The organism is Bradyrhizobium sp. WSM4874, assembly GCF_055811835.1.
The window spans coordinates 18,027-36,174 of the sequence record NZ_JBVVPR010000057.1; the positions used below are offsets into that span (position 1 = coordinate 18,027).

Consider the following 18,148-nt stretch of genomic DNA (forward strand, 5'->3'; position numbering starts at 1 on the left):
CACCCTACAAGGGCGGGAATCATGACCACGGACACCATCATCGATACCGGCACCAGTGAACTTCTCTGCGTGATCCGCGATCGCGTCGCATTGATCACGCTGAACCGGCCGGAGGCGCGCAACTCGCTGTCAGACGCCCTGACCCCGGCGCTACGCACGATGATTCGCACCTGCGGCGAGAACCCCGATGTCGGCGCGCTGCTGATCACCGGCGCGGGCGAAGCGTTCTGCGCCGGTGGCAACGTCAAGGGCATGGGCGCACATCGCGACCCCAAGAAGCTGGAGATGTCGCTGGAAGATCGCATCGCCGATCTCCAGGAGCGGCAGCGCCTGCTCACTGGCGCGCTGGTGTCGGTGCGCAAGCCGACCATCGCGGCGCTGCCGGGGCCGGCGGTCGGCGCGGGGCTCGCCATCGCCATGGCGTGCGACATCCGCATCGCCGCGCAATCGGCCTTCGTCGCGACCGGCTATGCGCGCATTGCGCTCAGCGGCGATTATGGCATCGCGTGGCTGTTGACGCGCCTCGTCGGCACCGCGCGGGCGCGCGAACTGCTGTTCACCGGCGATCGGGTCGATGCTGCAAGGTGCGAGGCCATCGGCCTCGTCAACCGCGTGGTGCCCGATGACGAATTGCAGGCGGAGGCCTTCGCCCTGGCAAAATCCCTGGCTGGAGGTCCGCGCCTCGCGTTGCGCTACATGAAGGACAATCTCGACGAGGCCTTGCTGTTCGATTTTGAGACCGCGCGCGACCACGAAGCCGAACGTCTGGTCCGCCTGACTACCACCGCCGATCACAAGGAAGCGGTGCAGGCGTTCATCGAGAAGCGCAAGGCGGTGTTCACGGGGAAGTAGCGGCGAAAAAAATGCCCGGCTCTGGTTTTGGCCAGGCCGGGCTCGAGTGGTGTCAGGCCGAGGCTGAGGGGCTATCGGCCTGACGGGAAAGGGCGACGAGACGCCAGCTCGCGCAGGGAATATCCTTCGGTGCGACGGAGATCTCCTTGTCGAAGCGCACCAGCTTCCAATCGTCGGGATGTTTGACGAAGGCGAAGCTCGCTTTGCGCGCGAGCGAGATCATGGCGGCGTTGGAGCGTAGCGTGTCGCCGAACATGTGGTCGGCGCCGAGCGCGGCCGCGCGGCATTCGAGATTCTTCATCAGCACGGTGGCGATGCCGTGGCCCTGCCAGCGGTCCGCAACCGACAGGCCGAATTCAAGCGTCTCAGTTTCGGCATGCAGTGCGTAGCGCGCTTCGGCGACGATGGTCTCGAAGCCGTCGACCATCATGGTCGCCACCACGGTAAAACGTTCGCGCTCGCCGATCTGGAGGAATTCGTGGAGCAGGCCCTGCGGCAGTTCGCTGATCGCACCGAAGAAGCGGTTGTAGCGGGAGCGCGTCGAGAGCGAGCGAAAATAGTGCTGGAGCTCCTCGGTGTCGCGCGGCTCGACGAAGCGCACGCGCAGCGCCTCGCCGTGTCGCGTGCGTAGCGTGTCCGAATACTGCTTCAAATCTTCCAGGCGAAGGCTGCTCATGACACCGCGCCCCCAAGGGGACCAAAGGGAAAAGGGACCGCCGGCGCCCCACAGTCAGGCGGCGCCGGCCTGGCGGCCAATCAGGCCCGCCAGAAGGGTTTGTCGGCCTCGTAGGCCACATCGCTCCAGGACAGCCCGACGTCCTGAAGGTCACGCGCGGACCAGTTGGTGAGCTCACGCCGGGTCCGGTAGCGCTCGTGCCAGACGTGAAGGGTCTCGCCGATCTGATGGATCAAGCCGGGCGCATGATGATTTGTCATCGAATTCTGGGTCAAAGTAGACATTGTCAGCTCCTGGAGCTAAGTTGACCGCTAATATCTGCTTCCTGATGCACTGCGACAAACGACAATTTGTACTCTTTCGCATGAAATAACGTCATGTATCCTGCTGCCAGATGACTGCCAGATTGCCCTCCCTGAACGGATTGCGGGCCTTTGAGGCCGCCGCGCGCCATCTCAGCTTCACGCTGGCGGCGTCCGAGCTGAACGTGACCCAGACCGCGATCAGCCATCAGATCCGCAGGCTCGAGGAGGAGCTCGGTATCCGCCTGTTCGTCCGGCAGAACCGCGCGCTGGCGCTGACGGCCGAGGCGCGCGACTATTTGCCGGGCGTCCGCGCCGCCTTCAACGACCTCCGGCTTGCCACCGATCGGCTGCTGCGCAAGGACGACGACAAGGTGCTGACGGTTTCGACGCTGGCCTCGCTTGCCGCCAAATGGCTGCTGCCGCGGCTGACCGATTTCCAGGAGCACCATCCGGGCATCGACGTTCGCATCACCACCTCGACCGGCCTCGTCGACTTCCAGCGCGACAATGTCGACGCCGCGATCCGCTACGGGCGCGGCCAGTGGCCGGGCTTGCGCGCCGACTGGCTGATGGCGGACGAGCTGTTTCCGGTCTGCAGCCCGTCTCTCCTCCGTGGCGACAAGCCGTTGCGCTGTCCGGAGGACCTCAAGAGCCACATGCTGCTGCACACCTCCAATGCCAACAGCGACGACTGGCGGCTGTGGTTGACCGCGGCAGGTCAGCCGGCCGACATCGCCAGGCAGCCCGGCATCACCTTCGACATGATCTTCATGACAATCCAGGCCGCGATCGACGGCATCGGCGTGGCGATGGGGCGGACCTCCTACGTCCAGGACGACATCGCCAAGGGCCGGCTCGTGGTTCCCTTCAAGATCGCGCTGCCGGCCGATGCCGGCTTCTACCTGGTCGCGCCGGAGGGCCGCCGCGGGGCGCCGAAGCTCGCCGCATTCCGCGATTGGATGATCACTGCAACGCAGAATAAAGCCTGAGATCGTGCCGGCGCATGTCCGGCCACCTGCTTCTCGCTACAACTCCACCACGACGTAATCGCTCTCGACCTTCACCGCGACAGTCTCGGCGACATACGGCCCCTTCACAACGCTCGCACCCGGCTCGACATGAGCCGGATAGGCCTTCACGCGGAAGCGGCGGGGGTCGCAATAGGACTGGCCGGTGCGGATGTCGAACTCCCAGCCATGCCATGGGCAGCGAATGATTTCGCCGAGCTTGGTGTATTCGATCTCGCCCGGATCCGTCGATTGCGCGAGCCCGATGAGCGGCCCCTCGCACAGCGCCGCGCCCTGATGCGGGCAGCGGTTCATCAGGCCGAAATATTCACCCTTGATGTTGAAGACCGCGATCGGCCGTCCGTCGATCTCCAGAAATTTTCGCGTGCCGGGCGGAAGCTCGTCGACCGCGGCAATCACATGCCGCGCCATCAAGCGATCCCGTACAGCTTCTTCGCATTGCCGAGATAGAACGCCTCGCGATTGTCGTCGCTGACGCCCGCGGGCAGCACGCGCGACGGCTCGTCGTAATCCCAGTGCGGATAGTCGGTCGCGAACAGCAGCCGGTCCCAGCCGATCCACTTGATGACGTCGAACAGATCCTCGCGCCGCTCCGGATCCTCCATCGGCTGCGTCGTCCACCACACCTGCTCGCGGATATATTCGGACGGCGGCCGTTTGACATGCGGCACCTCGCTCCGCAGCCGCTGCCAGACCTTGTCGAGCCGCCACGCCAGCGACGGCGCCCAGCCGAAGCCGGCCTCGATCATCACCATCTTCAATTTCGGGAAGCGCTCGAACACGCCCTCCAGCACGAGGCTCGCGAGCGCCGATTGCTGGCACTGCGAGTGGCCGACCATCTCCTCGATGTAATAGGAAGGCCAGCCCGACGGCGTGATCGGGTTGCCGCCGAAACCGAAGGCGTGGACGCCGACGGGCAGGCCGGCCTCTTCCGCGGCCTGATAGATCGGCCAGTAGCGGCGCTGGCCGAGCGGCTCGACATTGCGGCTGAGCAGCAGCACCTGCACGAAATTCTTGTCGCCGGCGCGTTCGCGGATTTCGGCGGCGGCCGACAGGCCGTCCTCATTGCCGACGACGATGGAGGCCTTCAGCCGCTTGTCCTTGCTGGTCCATTTGTCGATCTGCCAGTCGTTGATCGCCGAGCACAAGGCGGCCGAGAGCTCGTGATTGCGGATGCCCTGTCCGGTGTTGAGGGGATTGAGCACGCCGAGCTGCACGTTGTGGGGATCGAGCAGCTGCTTCTGCATGAAGGATAGCGATGAGCCCTGCGGCCCGCCTTCCGGCGGATAGGCGTCGCGGCGCGAGGCGTTGGGCTGGGCCTTCGGATAGGGCGGACCTTCCATCATGCCCTGATAGGCATGGATGCCATAGACTTCGAGATGATGCTGCCAGCGTTTGGCGAGGTAAGGATAGAGCTCGGCGCGGGTCGCGCGTGCCGGATGGATGTCGCAGTCCGCGATCGCGGTTTTGACGGCGAGTGGGGAAGCGGCTTCGGAGCTTTCGCGGAACTGAATATTCATCGCCTTGCCTCCTTTGGCAGCGGCTAAGTCAGGCGGGGATAGGTCGCATGCGGATTATCGATCATGATCTTGCGCACGAGATCGGGGGTGAGACCTGCGGGCAGCGCCTCCTGGCCGTCGAACTGCCAGTGCGGATAGTCGGTGGAGAATAGGACTAATTCGTCCGACTGCATATGATCAAACAGGCGAATTAATGTCGCCTCATCCGGCGGCGCGTCGAATGGCTGTAACGAGAAGCGGATGTTGCTGCGCACAATCTCCAGCGGCGCGCGATCAACCCACGGCGTCTCCATCCGCACGCCCCGCCAGAACTTGTGAAGGCGCCAGAGAAAGGGCGAGATCCAGGATACGCCTGATTCCAGCATCACCATCTTCAGTCGCGGATATTTGGCGAATACGCCCTCGACGATCAGGCTGGTGAGCTGGGTCTGGAACGCCTGGGCCTGACCGGCATAATCCTCGATGTGGTAGGAACCCCAGCCGACGGCGGTCGGCGGATTGTGATAGGCGGAACCGGCATGAATGCCGATCGGAAGGTCCAGCCGTTCTGCCGCCTCGTAGATCGGCCACAGCGCGCGCTTGCCGAGCGGCGTATCGCCCATCACCAGCATCAGCACCTGCACGAAGCGGCGATCCGCCGCACAGCGCTCGATCTCGGCGACGGCCTTCTCGACGCTCTGGGTGGGGATCACGATGGAGCCGCGCAGCCGCTGATCGCGATCGAGCCATTCCTTCACGAGCCACTCGTTCAGTGCGCGGCAGAAGGCGGCCTGCAGATCCTCGGAAAACACCATCTGCACGCCGTAGAGCGGATTGCAGATGGCATGCGAGAGCTGAAAGGGATCGAGCACATGGCGCTGCATGTCCGCAAGGCTCTCGCCCGGCTTGCCGCTTTCGGGGCGCCAGTCGGGCCGCGCCGTGATCGGCGAATTTTGCGGGTAGGATTGCGAGATGAGATCGACCATGCCGCGCGTCGTCACCTGATCGCGCCAATAGTCGTTCAGGTACGGCAGCAGGCTGGTCAGATGCGGCACGGCCGGATGCACATCGCAATCCACCCCGCCGGCGATCAGGGACGCCATGACGTGTCCTTCGCGTTTCCTCGTCGCGCCTTCTCGGGCAGCGCTTGGCCGCTCCGCCTTGCCGCCATTCAAGCAGGCCTGCCCGTTGGCTGCAACTCGGCCAAGGGCGCTGTCATATGCTAGAAAGGCCGAGCTCGGTTGCGAAGGAATAAGGGGTCAACGAATGAAAGAGCTCGTCGGCATTGCGGAACAGGTGGCAGTGAGGCTGATCGCGCGCAAGCAGACCATTGCCGTGGCGGAATCCTCGACCGGCGGCCTGATCTCGGCCAGCCTTCTCGCGGTGCCCGGCGCGTCCGCCTATTTCCTCGGCGGCGCCGTGGTCTACACCCGCGATGCCAGGCGCGTGCTGATGGATATTTCAGACGAAGGAATGAAGGGCTTTCGTTCCTCGTCGGAGCCCTACGCGCAACTGCTGGCCGAGCGGATGCGCGGCCGTTTCAACTGCGATTGGGGCCTGTCCGAGACCGGCGCGTCCGGTCCGACCGGCAATCGCTACGGCGATGCGGCGGGCCATAGCTGCATGGCGGTCGCCGGGCCCGCAGTTGAGGTGATGACGCTGGAGACGGGCAGCAACGACCGCTTGGCCAATATGCAGACCTTTGCGGCGACAGCGCTGAGATTTCTGCTGAAGAATCTGGAGCGGTGAGCTCGCGGCCTCCCGAATATCTGGCTGTCCCGGAGAATGTGTGGTGTGACGCGCGCTTTATCGCGACACGTGCGCCGACACAGCCAGCCACGTCTCGCCTCTCTTCGCCCAGCAATCGGTATAGCGCCCGGTGGCCTGCTGGCCGTCCGCATTGGTGTAGCTCGTCGCCGCGTGGATGATGGCGAAATCGCCCATGATGCGGATGATGACGTCGTGCTCCCTGAGATTCCGGATCGCAATCGGCCGCGCCGTCTGCTTCAGGAAGGCCTCGCGATCGACCAGCGTCTTGTCGGGATTGGAGCAGTAGAACTCCCGCGCCAAAATTTCGTCGAAGCGCTTGACGTCGCAATTCTGCACGGAGGCGACATAGTCGCGGTTGAGCGCGGTGAGCTGTTCGAGGTCGTTGCTCATGAGATTTCCCTCAGTCCTTGAATAAGGGCGGCGGCACGAACCCGCCGAACTCGCGTTCGATCAGCTCGGCGAGCTTCAGCGGCGTGCGGTCCTCGAGGAACGGCCCGATAATTTGCACGCCGACCGGCAGGCCCTCCTTCGACAGACCGAGCGGAACAGCCGTTGCCGGCAGGCCCGTCAGCGTGGCGACGCCGGGCCACGCAAGCTGGTCCGGATAGGCAAAGTCCCTGCCATCAATATTGATCCGGCGCTCTTCCTGCTCCGGCGAATGATCATGCGGATAGGCCGGGGTCGGCATGATCGGGCAGATCACCGCATCGAATGTCCTGAACAGGTGTCGCCATTGCGCGCGCAGGCCGGCCCGAGCGCCTTCGTCGAACACCCAGGCCTGATGTGTGCTGGTCATGCCGCGCAGCCGCTCGGCAGCAAGGCTCTTGTCCTCAGGCGAGAGCTGCGCTGCTCCGGCACGCGCGCCGGCGAGAATGTCCGGCGGAAGGAAGGCGCCGAGAAAACCCATCAGCATGCGCATGTAGAGGCGAGAGGCATCTGTGAAGTCGGGAAACAGCGGGCTTTCGCGCGTGATGCTCGCACCTGCGCGCGACAATTGGTCCGCCAGCTTCTCGATGGCGCCGCGAATGTCGGCATTCGCAGGCAGCAACGGATGGCTGTCGATCACCAGCACGCGAAAATCCTTCAGCGCGCGGTGTCGCGCCTCCGGCAGCGCGAGCTTGTATCCTACGCCCAGGTCCAGAGGATCGGGGCCTGCCATCACGTCCAGGAGCAGGGGCAGATCGACTGCGCTGCGCGCCATCGGACCGATCACCGCCATATCGCGCTCCATCGGGATGGCAGGAAATGGCGGCGGCGTATGGCCGCGTGTTGGACAGAGATTGTAGGTCGGCTTGTGCGCATAGACCCCGCAATGGAAGGCGGGCACGCGCAACGAGCCGCCGATGTCCGACCCGAGCGAGAGTGGTCCGTAGCCCGCCGCGAGCGCCGCAGACGAGCCGCCCGACGAGCCACCCGGCGTGCGGCCGAGATCGAATGGATTGTTGGTCGTGCCATAGATCTCGTTGTAGCTCTGCCAATCCGCCAAACCCACGGGCACGTTGGTCTTGCCGAGGATGACGCCACCGGCACCCTTCACCCGGGTGATCGACAGCGCGTCCTCCGCCGGCTTGAAGTCTTTCTGCGGCGCCCAGCCCCAGGTCGTGGGCAGGCCGGCGACGTTGTAGGATTCCTTCACCGTGATGGGGAGGCCGAGCAGCGGCTTCCGCTCGCCGCGCGCCAACGCGGCGTCCGCCTCGCGTGCTGCGTCGAGCGCGCGGTCGAAATCCCGGACGCAGATCGCGTTGACCTTGCCGTCGTGCCGTTCGATTCGGTCGATCGCATCCTGCGTGAGCTCGACCGCGGAAACCTTCTTGGCCGTCAGTGCCGCCGACAGCGCGACCGCGCTCTTGAAGCTCCATTCGGATTTGGCCATGGCGCATCTCCTGTTCTTCTTGTCCTCGAACAATGATGCGCAGTTTGGCCCAGCACCGCAATCGCCGTTTGATCGCGATTGACATGTGAGCAAGACGGAACGCGGTGAGCCAAGCAACCACTCGCAGTCATCGCCCGGCTTGACCGGGCGATCCAGTATTCCACCGGCGCCGATCGGACACGGAGAGGTCGCGGCGTACTGGATGCTGCGCCCTCGCGGGGCATGACACCGAGAGTGAGGCTGTTACGCCGCTCCGATCAATATCCCCACGGCGAGCACGATCGCGCCACCAAGCACGATCTGGAATACGGCCTGCAGGAACGGCGTGTCCATGTAGCGCGCGCGGATAAAGGCGATCGCCCACAATTCGAAGAACACGACGATTCCGGCGATTCCGGTCGCGATCCAGAAGGCGTTGGCCCAGCTATCGGGCACGAGATACGGCAAGGTATGTCCAAGCCCGCCGAGCGTCGTCATCAAGCCGCAGGTGAGACCGCGGAGCCAGGGCGAACCGCGACCGGTCAGCGAGCCGTCGTCGGACAGCGCCTCCGCAAAACCCATGCTGATGCCGGCACCGATCGAGGCGGCGAGGCCGACCAAAAACGTCTGCCAATTCTGATGCGTGGCGAAGGCAGCCGCAAACAGCGGCGCCAGCGTCGAAACCGAGCCGTCCATCAGGCCGGCGAGACCTGGCTGCACATATTGCAGCACGAACATGCGCCGGTTGGTGCGGTCTTCCTCCGCGCGCACGTCTGAACTCAGGATCTGGTCGGTCAGCTTCGCGGCCACCTCTTCGTGGCCTTTCTCGGCTTCGGCCAGATCGCCGAGCAGGCGGCGCACGCCGACATCCTGCGCCTGCTCAGCCGCCTTCACGTAGAAGCGCTCGGCCTGCAATTCCATCGTCTCGACTTCCCGTCGGATGGTGTCGAGCGGCAGGTTCTTGGTGAGCCAGACCGGACGGCGGCGCAGGAAGCCTTTGACGTCCTCGCGGCGGATCGGGGGCAAATGCGGACCGAAGCGCTGCTCATACATTTCCAGCAGCATGTGACGATGGCCGCGCTCTTCCTCGGCCATCTGCTCGAAGATCTTGGCGGAGTCCGGATAGCGCTCCTTCAGGTCTTCGGCGAAGCTCATATAGATGCGACTGTCCTCCTCCTCGGAGGAGATCGCGACCGCAAGCACCTCGCGCTCGGTCAGATCGGCAAAATTCTTCACGGCGGCCCCGTCTCATTAGTTTAGAATAATTCTAAACTATATAAGGCGGCGGGGTTCCAGGGTCAAATCACGCCGCGGCTCCTCGCCAGGAAATCGAGCAGTAGCCGACTTACCTCGGCCGGCTGCTCCTGCTGCACCCAGTGACCGGCGCCATCGACAAGGTGGCAGCCGAGCAGCTTCGTGCAGGCCCGCGCCTGCATGGCCTCGAACACCCCCGGACGCTGATAAGTGCCCCAATCCTGCTTGCCCGAGATGAAGCAGGCGGGGACATCGATGGTGCGGCCGGCGAGCAATTGGAGCTGGCTGTTGAATGCGCCTGATGTGCCGCAGCGGTACCATTGCAGGCCGCCCTGGAATCCGGTGCGGCCATATTCGGCGCTGTAGTAGGCGAGCTCGCGGTCGGGCAGCCATTGGTTGGCGGCGATCGCGGCCGGCGAGGGCATCTCTTTCGCGACCGTCTCGGCCATGGTCTCGTTCAGGTCCATCACATAATAGGTCGGCAGCTTCGCCAGCTCGTTTGCCGACCAGGATTTCAGCGGATATGGCTTGTTGTCGGTCCAGTCCGCACTCTTGTGATGATAGTAGGCGCGCAGGAAATCATGCACGCCTTGCGGCGCGCGGTGGATGTCCGCGTTGGCCGGGCGTGTGGCATAGTACCACTGATAATGCTTGCGCGGACGCGGCAAGGCGGCGAGCTCGCGATGCACGGGGTCTTCAGCCGCTGGCTTTGCGGGCGCGTCGATCGTGTTGAACGGCAGCGGCGGAGCTCCGCCGAACGGTGCGCTCATCATCGCCATCGAACGAAACACGTCGGGTCGCATCAGCGCGCACCAGGCCGCGACCGGGCTGCCGAAATCATGTCCGACCACATCGACCTGCCTGTAGCCGAACGCCGACACCAGCCCGAGCGCATCCCGCACCAGGTTGAAGAGCGAAAACGGCGCGAGGTCGCCGTCGTAATCCGCGCTCCATCCCGTCGTCCGGCCATAACCGCGCTGGTCCGGCGCGATCACGTGATAGCCGGCCGAGCTGAGCGCCGGCATCACCTTGCGCCAGGAGAAGGCGAGCTCCGGAAAGCCGTGCAGCAGCAGGATGCAGGGCCGCGCCTTGGTCTCGAAGCCGGCCTCCAGCACATGGATGCGCAGGCCGTTGATGTCGTCGACATAGCGTGAGCGGATGCCGGCAGGGAGCGGGATGTCGGGGAGGTCGGTCATTGCTTTCTCCACACGGGTGGAATCGTAGGGTGGGCAAAGGCGCGCTTCGCGCGCCGTGCCCACCATCATTCTATAACGCGTTTGGCATGGTGGGCACGCTTCGCTTTGCCCACCCTACGGCGTCTCGGCTAGATCACACCGCCGCGCAGACGAAGCCACTGCCCTTGCGCCGGATCTTCCCCACCGACGGCGAGGGGAAATGCGCGGTGCAGCACAGCGTGTCGGTGTCGCAATAGCGTTCCAGGAAGCTGCGGCGCGTTGTTGCCGCCTTGGCCTGATCGACGTCGAATTTCACCGACAGCTCCGGATAGAGCGTCTGGATCGGTGAGTGCATGAGGTCGCCGGAGAACACGGCGTCGTCCTTGCCGTGGCCCATCGTGATGGCGATATGGCCCGGCGTGTGGCCCGGCGTCGGCAGAATACGAACGTGATCGCCGATCTGGTGATCGTTGCCGACGAGTTCGTGGCGTTTGGCCTCGACCACCGGCAGCACGCTGTCGGCGAAGGGCGGCACCTCCGCCTTCGCGTTCTGCTCGGTCCAGTGATCGAATTCCTGCTTGGCGAAGACGTAGCGCGCTTTCGGGAAGGTCGGCACCCAGCGGCCGTTCTCCAGCCGCGTGTTCCAGCCGACGTGATCGACATGCAGATGCGTGCACATCACGAAGTCGATGTCATCGACCGAGAATCCGGCGGCGGCGAGACCGCGCATATAGGCATCATCAGTCTTCATGTTCCATTTCGGCCGCGGCCGCGGCTTGTCGTTGCCGATGCAGCTGTCGACCAAAATGGTGTGATGCGGCGTCTTGATCACATAGGACTGGAAACACAGGATCAGCGTATCCTGGTCGTCGATCGCCTTGGTTTCGCGCATCCACGCGCGGTTCTCGGCCAGCACCTCCGGCGTCAGACCAGGGATGAGCTCCAGTGCCGGGAGGAACGTCGTCTCCTGCTCGATGATCCGATGGATGGTGAGATCGCCGACCGAGTATTTCAGGCTCATAAGAACTCCTGCGCTTTACGCGGCCGGCGGCACCGAGATCTTCACGGAGGGCCGCTCGAGCATCTTCTGGTGGAAGGCGTCGAGCTTCGGATAGGCCTTGCGCCAGCCGCAATCGGCGAAGCGGAAGTCGGCATAGCCGAGCACGCAAACGAGGCCGATCTGCGAGATATCGAACGGGCCGTTGAGCACTTCAGGCATGTTCTCGAAGCGCGCCATGCCGGTCCAGGCCCGATTCCAATGGTCGTCCGACCAAGCCTGCCATTGCAAGCCCTGCGGCCGCACCATCTTCTCGTAGCGGCACAGCAGCATGGAATCGAGCATGCCGTTGATCAGGGAATGATTGGTCTTGGCCTTCCAGCGCCGCGGACCGTAGTCGGGGATCAGGCTGCCGCCGGCCATCTCGTTGAGGTATTCGACGATGACGTAAGAGTCCAGGATGACATCGCCGTCATTGGTGATCAGCACCGGCAGCTTCTTCAGCGGCGTGATGCGCGAATAGTCCTCGTTGGCCGTGCCGGGCGCGACGGCTGCCGGCGTGAACTCGATCTTGTCGATCAGCCCGAGCTCGATCGCGGCGATGCGCACCTTGCGGGCAAAGGGCGAGGCGGGGGAGAAGGTGAGCTTCATGGGACAATTCCCTGCGATCGGTCTTGAGCAAACGGTGTCTCCTCCGTCATGGCCGGGCTTGACCCGGCCATCCACGCGCTTCCGCGTGGTTAGACTGTGAGACGTGGATGCCCGGGACAAGCCCGGGCATGACGACGAGTGTTGCGCTGGCCGCGGCTTACGCCGCGACGATCTCCTGGCGCTGCTCGCCGAGGCCCTCGATGCCGAGCGTGATGACGTCGCCGACATTGAGGAAGGTCGGCGGCTTCATGCCGAGACCGACGCCGGGCGGGGTGCCTGTCGTGATGATGTCGCCCGGCAGCAGCGTCATGAACTGCGAGACATAGGAGATGCACTTGGCCATCGAGAAGATCATGGTCTTGGTCGAGCCGGTCTGGCGACGCTGACCGTTGACGTCGAGCCACATCGGCAGGTTCTGCACGTCCTTGATCTCGTCCTTGGTGGCGAGCCAGGGGCCGAGCGGGCCGAACGTGTCGTGCGACTTGCCCTTGGTCCACTGACCCAGGCGCTCGATCTGAAAGGCGCGCTCGGAGACGTCGTTGCAGACGCAGTAGCCGGCGACGTGGTTGAGAGCGTCGGCTTCCGAGACGTATTTTGCCCGTGTGCCGATGATCGCGGCGATCTCGACCTCCCAGTCGAGCTTGGTCGAGCCGCGCGGCTTCTCGACGGCGTCGTTCGGGCCGGACAGCGAGGTGTTGGCCTTCATGAAAATGATCGGCTCGCTCGGGATCTCCGCGCCGGTCTCCTTGGCGTGGTCGCTATAGTTGAGGCCGATCGCCACGAACTTCGACATGCCGGTGACGGGGGCGCCGAACCGCGGCTTGCCGGAGACGGCGGGTAGCGAGGCCGGATCGAGCGCCGCCAGCTTCTTCAGGTTCTCGGGCGAATAGGCCTCGCCGGTCAGGTCCTTCACATGCGCCGACAGGTCGCGCAACTGGCCGGATTTGTCGATCAGGCCGGGCTTTTCCGCACCCTTCTCGCCATAACGAACAAGCTTCATTCTCGTTTCTCCCTGGAATGGACCGATCGGTTGAACAGCTTCATGGAACAGGGCGGCGGGAAATTCAACCGCTCAAAGAGGGGCGCATTGCAGCCCTCTCAATTCGGGTGATCGTAGGGGGCACGAGACCTAGGCCAGCGCCTCGAACCTGAACGCGTCCCCGTCCCGCCTGATATGCCCGGCCGAAAAATGCCCGCCGATCACCAGCGTCGGGGTGTCGGCAAATCGGCCGAACAATTCGCGCCGCGTCGCCGCCGATTGGCTCTGGTCGGAATCCGCGGTCGAGGACCAGCCGAGATGCGCCATCTGGCAGGGATGATGAGCGACGTCGCCCGTCAGCAGTCCCTGCTCGCCGTCCGACCGGATCAGAATGCTCATATGCCCGGGGCTGTGACCGGGGGTCGGGATCATGCTGATCTCGTCGCTGAGCCGGTGGTCGCTCGCGACCAACTCGGCCCGGTCGGCATCGACGATCGGCTTCACGGAATCGCCAAATACGGCTTGCTTGTCCGGCTCGGTGGAATGGTCGCGCCAATGCTCGTACTCGGTCTTGCCGAAGACATAGCGCGCGTTGGGGAAGGTCGGCACCCATTTGCCGTCGACCAGCTTCGTGTTCCAGCCGACATGATCGACGTGAAGATGCGTGCACAGCACAGTATCGATACTCTCCGGCGGAAAGCCCGCCGCAATCATCGTCTCCAGGAACGGCGTGGTGCGATCGTTCCAGGTCGGGACGTTGCGGCCCTGCTTGTCGTTGCCAAGCCCGGTATCGACCACGATGCGGCGCGTCGGCGTCTCCACCACCAGCGAATGGATCGACATTTTCAGCCGGCCCTCTTCGGTGGCGAAATGCGGGATCAGCCAAGGCAGCTTCTGGATTTCTGCATTGCTCGCCAAGGGCAGAATGAAGCGGGTCGAGCCGACCGTCTCCAATTCCACGACCTTGGTGATTTTGACCCTGCCGACCTTCCACTGCATCCGGCGCATCCTCATGTTCTTGCTTTGGCAGGGAACATGCGCAGTTTCGCCGTCAGGCGCAATGGATCATCTGACGCGGTGCGGCGTTATCGCGGGAACCCAGGAAAAGACAAAGGGCCAGCCATGCCAGAGCTTGCGATTTCCGCGGAGAAGGTCGCCTTCATCATCGAAAAGGCGCGTGAATTCGACGTCAAGCAGGCGGATTCCGATCCGGATTCCGGCTCGAATGCGACGGATGACGATTCGGTCGACGTCCTTGAGGATGACGGCTCCGATCCGGTGGTCAACGAACTCGGAAGTTTCATCGTGGCCATGAACGAGGACGAGCAGATCGATCTCGTCACGCTGACCTGGCTCGGTCGCGGCGACGGCACAATCGACGATTGGGACGCTTTGCGTGCACGCGCCGTGGAGGCGCGCGCCGAGTATCGCAGTCCCCGGCGCGAGACGGCGCATTATCTGCTCGGTGAGCCGATGCTGGGCGATCTGCTCGCCGACGGGCTCGATGAATTCGGCGTCGACTGGACCGACGGAAACCCAGTCGCCGATTCATCCAGTCCGAGCCAGCGGGACGAAGACGAGATCACCAAGCAGCGGTGATCCCGGCCGATATCAGCGCGCGCAGTCAACGACCACGGTGCCGAGCTTGTCGCCTTTCTCGACGGCGACATGGGCTTGCGCCGTCTCCGACAACGCAAACTGCGCCGCGACATTGTGGATTCGCGGGCCCGCTGCCAGCCATTTCGAGATGTCGGCCTGCGCCGCCGCAAGCAGCGTCGGCGGCAGCGCGAACAAGACGAGCGAGCGGAGCGTGATACACTTCTCCATCAGCTCGCGCATCGGTGCGGTCGGCGTGCGGTTGCCGTTCGTGGCGTAGACCGCGATGGTCGAATTCATGGCCATCAACTTCAGGGTCGTCGCGATGTTGCCGCCGAAATCGACATCGACCAAGTGGTCGACCCCGCGTCCGCCGGTGAAGGCCATCGCCTTGGCAACGACATCTTCGTCCCTGTAATTGACCACGAGGTCGGCACCAGCCTGTCGCGCCTGCTCGCCTTTCATCGCCGAGCTGACGGTCGCGATCACCTGCGCGCCGCCCCATTTCGCGAGTTGCACCGCGTAATGCCCGACCGCACCCGCGCCGCCGCTAACCAGCACGGATTTGCCGACGATCGGTCCCTCCGCAAACAGGGAGCACCACGCCGTCATTGCGGGAATGCCCAGCGTCGCGCCTTCCGCAAAAGAGAGATTGTCCGGCAGCGGCGTCACCAGATGCTCGGCAAGCGCGATATGTTCGGCTGCGGTGCCAAAGGCGCGGCCGTTGCGCTGGCCGTTGAACAGCCAGACCCTGTCGCCGATCTTGAACCGCGTCGCGCCATCGCCGATCTGGTCGATAAAGCCCGCGCCATCGCTGTTCGGAATGACGCGCGAAAATTCCTTCGCGCGATAGCTGCCCCCGCGCCGGCCGACATCGGCCGGATTGACGCCGGAGGCTTCCAGGCGAATACGAACTTCGCCTGGACCCGCGACCGGCGTCGCCATCTCACCATAGGTGAGGACGTCCGCCGCCGGTCCTATCTCCTCGTACCAGACCGCCCTCACAGCGTTCCCGGGAAGGCACCGCCATCGAGCAGAAGGTTCTGCCCGGTGATGAAGCCGGCCCTGCTGCCGCACAGGAAGGCGCAGGCGTAGCCGAACTCGTCGGGATCGCCGAAGCGGCCCGCGGGATTGAGCTTGGCGCGCTCGGCCAGAACCTGGTCCGGCGTGATGCCGCGCTTCTCGGATTCCCCCTTCGCGGTACTGCGCAGACGGTCGGTCTCGAACGGACCCGGCAGCAGGCCGTTGATGGTGACGTTGTTGATCACGGTTTTGCGCGACAGGCCGGCGATGAAGCCGGTGAGGCCGGCGCGCGCGCCGTTGGAGAGACCGAGAATGTCGATCGGCGCCTTCACCGCGGCCGAGGTGATGTTGACGATGCGGCCGAACTTGCGTGCCATCATGCCGTCGACCGTCGACTTGATCAGCTCGATCGGGGTCAGCATGTTGGCGTCGATCGCCTTGATCCAGTCGTCGCGGGTCCAGTTGCGGAAATCGCCGGGCGGCGGTCCACCGGCATTGTTGATCAGGATATCGGGCTCGGGGCAGGCCTTCAGCACCGCCTCGCGGCCCGCGGGCGTCGTGATGTCGCCGACGATCTCGGTAACAGTCACATCAGGATAGGCCTTGCGGATGTCGTCGGCCGTCTTCTTCAGGGCCTCGGCGCCGCGCGCGGTCAGCGTGACGTGAACGCCGGCCTCGGCCAGCGAGATGGCGCAGGCGCGTCCGAGGCCTTTGCTGGATGCGCAGACGATGGCGCGGCGGCCTTTGATCCCAAGATCCACAGTTTCACTCCCGTAATGTCAGGCAGGTTTTTAGAGCCGCCATTCTAGCCAACCTTGGCGCCGCTGATAAGGGACGGGCCCGCATCAAAATGCATGCGCACTTGCGCGGCGATGCAAATGTGCGGGCATGATCCTCAGACAATGAGCTAAATGCGCCGCTCCTGCTTGAGGCGGTCGATCGCGGAGGCCGCCTCCGGCGGCAGCGACTTGAAGCCCATCCGGCCCACCGTCGAGAACAGCGGCCGCAGGTGCGAGCCGGCGAGAAACGGCGGTTGACGATTGGCCGGCACGATCTGATCGAACACCAGCACCAAGGTGGTGGCGACGAGGCCGACCCTGATCGCGCCGAGGGCGGCGCCGCCGAGCCGGTCGCCGATGCCGGCCTGCCGTATCGTGTCGCTCAGGGCCAGCCGGCCGAGATGTCCAAACAGCATGCCGACCACCACGAAGATGCCGAAGAACCAGATCCAGTTCTGCAGCAGCGGCGCATTCGGATTGCCCGCGACCTGCGGGACGATCAGCGGCATCAGCGCAACCGCGATGGGGGCGGCGAGGAGATAGGCGAGGATCGTCATGGCGCTGCCGAGCAGGCCGCTCCTGAAACCGAAGCCGATCGCGATTGCGAACGCCGCATAGACGGCGAGATCGAAACTGTTCATGCGCGGGAGCCTGCCATGGAACGAGTGAACGCAGAACCGATCATTCCGGTTTCAGATCGTTAAAATCGTCTGTATTGATGGCCTCAAAGCTCAGGGAAAGCGCCCAAGGAAAGCGTCAAGGAAAGCGTCATGTCAGACCTATTCGATGTCAGTCAGGAAACCATCCTCGTCACAGGTGCGAGCCAGGGGCTGGGGCGGCAATTTGCCCGGGTGCTGGCGGCGCACGGCGCGGCCGTCGCGCTCGCGGCGCGGCAGACCGACAAGCTGAAGAACCTGGAAGAGGAGATCCGCGGCAAGGGCGGCCGTGCCGCCGCCGTCGCGCTCGACGTCACCGACACCCCATCGATCGCCAGAGCCGTCGATGCCGCGGAAGCCGCACTCGGCCCGGTCACAGTGCTGATCAACAATGCCGGCATCGCCATCGAAAAGCTCGCGACCGAGCAGACCGAGGCCGATTGGGACGCGGTGATCGGCGCCAATCTCAAGGGCGCCTATTTTCTCGCCACCGAGATCGCGCGCCGGATGATCGCGCGCAAGCAGGACGGCAACATCGTCAACATCGCGTCCGTGCTCGGCACCGGCGTGCTGAAGGCGGTGTCGCCTTACGCGATCTCCAAGGCCGGCATCATCCAGGCAACCAAAGCGATGGCGCTCGAGCTTGCGGGGCAGAACATCCGCATCAACGCGCTGGCGCCCGGCTACATCGACACCGAGATGAACCATGCGTTCTGGTCGACGCCGTCAGGCGAGCGCCTGACCAAGCGCATCCCGCAGCGCCGTATCGGCGCCGAGTCCGATCTCGACGGCGCGATCCTGCTGCTGGCTTCCAAGGCCTCGCGGTACATGACGGGGAGCGTGGTGACGGTGGACGGCGGGTTCTTGTTGAATTGAGCACACCGCTGTCGTCCCGGCGAAGGCCGGGACCCATACGCCGAGTGTGAGTTATTAGCGCGAGCTGGTCACCACCTATCTTCGCCAAACCAAACTCGGTGGTTATGGGTCCCGGCCTTCGCCGGGACGACGAGGTAGAGTCACCGCATCTCCGCCCGTATCATATCCGCCGCCTTCTCC

21 protein-coding genes are annotated in these 18,148 nt (G+C 64.2%); 5 read left to right on the top strand and 16 right to left on the bottom strand.

Annotated features, from left to right (window positions below; genetic code table 11):
• Window positions 1–21: 21 nt before the first annotated feature.
• Entirely contained in the window at window positions 22–852 is an 831-nt protein-coding gene (locus tag AC0L3P_RS35165; protein ID WP_275170812.1) for an enoyl-CoA hydratase, read from the top strand.
• Between the two features lie 52 nt (window positions 853–904).
• On the opposite strand, the gene AC0L3P_RS35170 is transcribed toward AC0L3P_RS35165, so the two are convergent.
• Complete coding sequence (locus AC0L3P_RS35170) at window positions 905–1,528, bottom strand: GNAT family N-acetyltransferase (protein ID WP_473308793.1); 624 nt, start codon at window positions 1,526–1,528, stop codon at window positions 905–907.
• Between the two features lie 80 nt (window positions 1,529–1,608).
• Entirely contained in the window at window positions 1,609–1,812 is a 204-nt protein-coding gene (locus AC0L3P_RS35175; RefSeq protein WP_007599575.1) for a DUF1127 domain-containing protein, read from the bottom strand.
• Window positions 1,813–1,922: 110 nt separating this feature from the next.
• Between AC0L3P_RS35175 and AC0L3P_RS35180 the strand changes: the two genes are divergently transcribed.
• Entirely contained in the window at window positions 1,923–2,822 is a 900-nt protein-coding gene (locus tag AC0L3P_RS35180) for a transcriptional regulator GcvA (RefSeq protein ID WP_354060948.1), read from the top strand.
• A 36-nt stretch (window positions 2,823–2,858) separates the two neighbouring features.
• On the opposite strand, the gene AC0L3P_RS35185 is transcribed toward AC0L3P_RS35180, so the two are convergent.
• The 3 genes from AC0L3P_RS35185 to AC0L3P_RS35195 are packed head-to-tail and all read right to left on the bottom strand — an operon-like array spanning window position 2,859 to window position 5,463.
• Window positions 2,859–3,272: a Rieske (2Fe-2S) protein gene (locus AC0L3P_RS35185; RefSeq protein ID WP_473308794.1), complete on the bottom strand. Its 414-nt coding sequence runs from the start codon at window positions 3,270–3,272 to the stop codon at window positions 2,859–2,861.
• On the bottom strand, window positions 3,272–4,381 hold the full coding sequence (locus AC0L3P_RS35190; protein ID WP_473308795.1) for an amidohydrolase family protein: 1,110 nt from the start codon (window positions 4,379–4,381) through the stop codon (window positions 3,272–3,274). Before AC0L3P_RS35190 ends, AC0L3P_RS35185 begins: the two co-directional genes overlap by 1 nt.
• A gap of 23 nt (window positions 4,382–4,404) precedes the next feature.
• The gene (locus AC0L3P_RS35195) at window positions 4,405–5,463 is read right to left on the bottom strand and encodes an amidohydrolase family protein (RefSeq protein WP_473308796.1); all 1,059 of its coding nucleotides are present in this window, start codon (window positions 5,461–5,463) and stop codon (window positions 4,405–4,407) included.
• A gap of 163 nt (window positions 5,464–5,626) precedes the next feature.
• Here AC0L3P_RS35195 and AC0L3P_RS35200 point away from each other — a divergent pair, with 163 nt between their 5' ends.
• Window positions 5,627–6,109 (top strand): CinA family protein, encoded by a 483-nt coding sequence (locus AC0L3P_RS35200; RefSeq protein WP_473308797.1) that lies wholly within the window; start codon window positions 5,627–5,629, stop codon window positions 6,107–6,109.
• Between the two features lie 57 nt (window positions 6,110–6,166).
• Here AC0L3P_RS35200 and AC0L3P_RS35205 read toward each other — a convergent pair whose 3' ends face one another.
• The 8 genes from AC0L3P_RS35205 to AC0L3P_RS35240 form a co-directional block, all read right to left on the bottom strand.
• The gene (locus AC0L3P_RS35205; protein ID WP_473308798.1) at window positions 6,167–6,520 is read right to left on the bottom strand and encodes a nuclear transport factor 2 family protein; all 354 of its coding nucleotides are present in this window, start codon (window positions 6,518–6,520) and stop codon (window positions 6,167–6,169) included.
• A gap of 10 nt (window positions 6,521–6,530) precedes the next feature.
• Window positions 6,531–8,003, bottom strand: coding sequence for an amidase (locus AC0L3P_RS35210; RefSeq protein WP_473308799.1), 1,473 nt, complete (start codon window positions 8,001–8,003; stop codon window positions 6,531–6,533).
• Window positions 8,004–8,246: 243 nt separating this feature from the next.
• A complete protein-coding gene (mbfA, locus tag AC0L3P_RS35215) occupies window positions 8,247–9,218 on the bottom strand; it encodes an iron exporter MbfA (protein WP_219682962.1) in 972 nt (323 codons plus the stop codon).
• Between the two features lie 62 nt (window positions 9,219–9,280).
• Entirely contained in the window at window positions 9,281–10,432 is a 1,152-nt protein-coding gene (locus AC0L3P_RS35220) for an alpha/beta hydrolase (protein WP_473308800.1), read from the bottom strand.
• A gap of 133 nt (window positions 10,433–10,565) precedes the next feature.
• Window positions 10,566–11,432 carry an MBL fold metallo-hydrolase gene (locus AC0L3P_RS35225; RefSeq protein WP_275170824.1) on the bottom strand — a complete coding sequence of 289 codons (867 nt, stop codon included), beginning with the start codon at window positions 11,430–11,432 and terminating at the stop codon, window positions 10,566–10,568.
• 15 nt (window positions 11,433–11,447) lie between these two features.
• Window positions 11,448–12,059 (bottom strand): glutathione S-transferase family protein, encoded by a 612-nt coding sequence (locus AC0L3P_RS35230; protein WP_354060968.1) that lies wholly within the window; start codon window positions 12,057–12,059, stop codon window positions 11,448–11,450.
• Window positions 12,060–12,216: 157 nt separating this feature from the next.
• Window positions 12,217–13,059, bottom strand: coding sequence for a fumarylacetoacetate hydrolase family protein (locus AC0L3P_RS35235; protein WP_473308801.1), 843 nt, complete (start codon window positions 13,057–13,059; stop codon window positions 12,217–12,219).
• Window positions 13,060–13,188: 129 nt separating this feature from the next.
• Entirely contained in the window at window positions 13,189–14,037 is an 849-nt protein-coding gene (locus tag AC0L3P_RS35240) for an MBL fold metallo-hydrolase (RefSeq protein WP_473308802.1), read from the bottom strand.
• Between the two features lie 123 nt (window positions 14,038–14,160).
• On the opposite strand from AC0L3P_RS35240, the gene AC0L3P_RS35245 reads away from it, so the two are divergent.
• The gene (locus AC0L3P_RS35245) at window positions 14,161–14,637 is read left to right on the top strand and encodes a DUF3775 domain-containing protein (RefSeq protein WP_473308803.1); all 477 of its coding nucleotides are present in this window, start codon (window positions 14,161–14,163) and stop codon (window positions 14,635–14,637) included.
• A 12-nt stretch (window positions 14,638–14,649) separates the two neighbouring features.
• On the opposite strand, the gene AC0L3P_RS35250 is transcribed toward AC0L3P_RS35245, so the two are convergent.
• From AC0L3P_RS35250 to AC0L3P_RS35260, 3 genes are all read right to left on the bottom strand, one after another.
• Window positions 14,650–15,639: an NADPH:quinone reductase gene (locus tag AC0L3P_RS35250; protein ID WP_473308804.1), complete on the bottom strand. Its 990-nt coding sequence runs from the start codon at window positions 15,637–15,639 to the stop codon at window positions 14,650–14,652.
• Window positions 15,636–16,418: an SDR family oxidoreductase gene (locus tag AC0L3P_RS35255; protein WP_027570121.1), complete on the bottom strand. Its 783-nt coding sequence runs from the start codon at window positions 16,416–16,418 to the stop codon at window positions 15,636–15,638. Before AC0L3P_RS35255 ends, AC0L3P_RS35250 begins: the two co-directional genes overlap by 4 nt.
• 146 nt (window positions 16,419–16,564) lie before the next feature.
• Window positions 16,565–17,077: a CvpA family protein gene (locus tag AC0L3P_RS35260; RefSeq protein WP_473308805.1), complete on the bottom strand. Its 513-nt coding sequence runs from the start codon at window positions 17,075–17,077 to the stop codon at window positions 16,565–16,567.
• 129 nt (window positions 17,078–17,206) lie between these two features.
• Here AC0L3P_RS35260 and AC0L3P_RS35265 point away from each other — a divergent pair, with 129 nt between their 5' ends.
• Window positions 17,207–17,968 (top strand): SDR family oxidoreductase, encoded by a 762-nt coding sequence (locus tag AC0L3P_RS35265; protein ID WP_473308806.1) that lies wholly within the window; start codon window positions 17,207–17,209, stop codon window positions 17,966–17,968.
• The last annotated feature ends 180 nt before the right edge of the window (window positions 17,969–18,148 follow it).

What these genes read in the sequence shown, in the direction of transcription:
- AC0L3P_RS35190 (WP_473308795.1), bottom strand. Translation starts at nt 4,381, where the DNA reads ATGAATATTCAGTTCCGCGAAAGCTCCGAAGCCGCTTCCCCACTCGCC.
- AC0L3P_RS35245 (WP_473308803.1), top strand. Translation starts at nt 14,161, where the DNA reads ATGCCAGAGCTTGCGATTTCCGCGGAGAAGGTCGCCTTCATCATCGAA.
- AC0L3P_RS35200 (WP_473308797.1), top strand. Translation starts at nt 5,627, where the DNA reads ATGAAAGAGCTCGTCGGCATTGCGGAACAGGTGGCAGTGAGGCTGATC.
- AC0L3P_RS35165 (WP_275170812.1), top strand. Translation starts at nt 22, where the DNA reads ATGACCACGGACACCATCATCGATACCGGCACCAGTGAACTTCTCTGC.
- AC0L3P_RS35235 (WP_473308801.1), bottom strand. Translation starts at nt 13,059, where the DNA reads ATGAAGCTTGTTCGTTATGGCGAGAAGGGTGCGGAAAAGCCCGGCCTG.
- AC0L3P_RS35260 (WP_473308805.1), bottom strand. Translation starts at nt 17,077, where the DNA reads ATGAACAGTTTCGATCTCGCCGTCTATGCGGCGTTCGCAATCGCGATC.
- AC0L3P_RS35180 (WP_354060948.1), top strand. Translation starts at nt 1,923, where the DNA reads ATGACTGCCAGATTGCCCTCCCTGAACGGATTGCGGGCCTTTGAGGCC.
- AC0L3P_RS35230 (WP_354060968.1), bottom strand. Translation starts at nt 12,059, where the DNA reads ATGAAGCTCACCTTCTCCCCCGCCTCGCCCTTTGCCCGCAAGGTGCGC.
- AC0L3P_RS35185 (WP_473308794.1), bottom strand. Translation starts at nt 3,272, where the DNA reads ATGGCGCGGCATGTGATTGCCGCGGTCGACGAGCTTCCGCCCGGCACG.
- AC0L3P_RS35170 (WP_473308793.1), bottom strand. Translation starts at nt 1,528, where the DNA reads ATGAGCAGCCTTCGCCTGGAAGATTTGAAGCAGTATTCGGACACGCTA.
- AC0L3P_RS35205 (WP_473308798.1), bottom strand. Translation starts at nt 6,520, where the DNA reads ATGAGCAACGACCTCGAACAGCTCACCGCGCTCAACCGCGACTATGTC.
- AC0L3P_RS35225 (WP_275170824.1), bottom strand. Translation starts at nt 11,432, where the DNA reads ATGAGCCTGAAATACTCGGTCGGCGATCTCACCATCCATCGGATCATC.
- AC0L3P_RS35220 (WP_473308800.1), bottom strand. Translation starts at nt 10,432, where the DNA reads ATGACCGACCTCCCCGACATCCCGCTCCCTGCCGGCATCCGCTCACGC.
- AC0L3P_RS35195 (WP_473308796.1), bottom strand. Translation starts at nt 5,463, where the DNA reads ATGGCGTCCCTGATCGCCGGCGGGGTGGATTGCGATGTGCATCCGGCC.
- AC0L3P_RS35210 (WP_473308799.1), bottom strand. Translation starts at nt 8,003, where the DNA reads ATGGCCAAATCCGAATGGAGCTTCAAGAGCGCGGTCGCGCTGTCGGCG.
- AC0L3P_RS35265 (WP_473308806.1), top strand. Translation starts at nt 17,207, where the DNA reads ATGTCAGACCTATTCGATGTCAGTCAGGAAACCATCCTCGTCACAGGT.
- AC0L3P_RS35240 (WP_473308802.1), bottom strand. Translation starts at nt 14,037, where the DNA reads ATGCAGTGGAAGGTCGGCAGGGTCAAAATCACCAAGGTCGTGGAATTG.
- AC0L3P_RS35175 (WP_007599575.1), bottom strand. Translation starts at nt 1,812, where the DNA reads ATGTCTACTTTGACCCAGAATTCGATGACAAATCATCATGCGCCCGGC.